At 43.8% G+C, this 607-nt stretch carries 1 pseudogene; it reads right to left on the reverse strand.

Features of this window, described 5'->3' with window-relative positions:
• A pseudogene (locus DZ54_RS23065) lies at positions 1-492 on the reverse strand (IS5 family transposase); the annotation flags it as partial.
• Positions 493-607 lie beyond the last annotated feature (115 nt).

The raw sequence follows: 607 nt of genomic DNA on the forward strand, positions 1-607 counted from the left end.
GATAAATACGTTGATCTCCTTAAGGTGGTCAACAAGGCTCTCGGCACGAGCAATATCATTTCTCTGGCCTTCTGATAGTTCAAAATAGATGGGTAATCCGCCGCTATCCACGACCAAATGAATTTTCGTTGAGTTACCGCCGCGACTCTTTCCAATACACTCACTGTCTGGTGTCGCAGCGCCTGCGCTATGCTGATGAGCCTTGACTATTGAGCCGTCTGCAAACACCCAGTCATAATCAGAAAGTTTTGATAACTCCTTGAATAATATGTCTAACAGGCCTTTCTTCGACCATAGGTTAAAGCGACGATAGACAGTGCTCCAGTCCCCAAACTCTGTTGGAAGATCACGCCATGGAACTCATGTTCGCAAGCGGTAAAGGATCCCTTCAAAGGTCATTCTATGTTCAGATTTATTATAAATGCGGCCAGTGTTCTTCATTACTTGAAGTAGCTTTTGCCACCGCTTATCAGTTAGCATGAGTCTCGGCATGGTATGGCGTTACAGTTTGTTTTTGGCGAAAGAGATTATAACGCCTTATCATGCCGTTCAAAAAACAATCACGAAAGATCAACACGCCCTAGGAAATTCTCTGAAAAAATTAGTG

This window comes from Salinivibrio socompensis S35 (assembly GCF_000513715.1).
GTDB classification, from domain to species: Bacteria; Pseudomonadota; Gammaproteobacteria; order Enterobacterales; family Vibrionaceae; genus Salinivibrio; species Salinivibrio socompensis.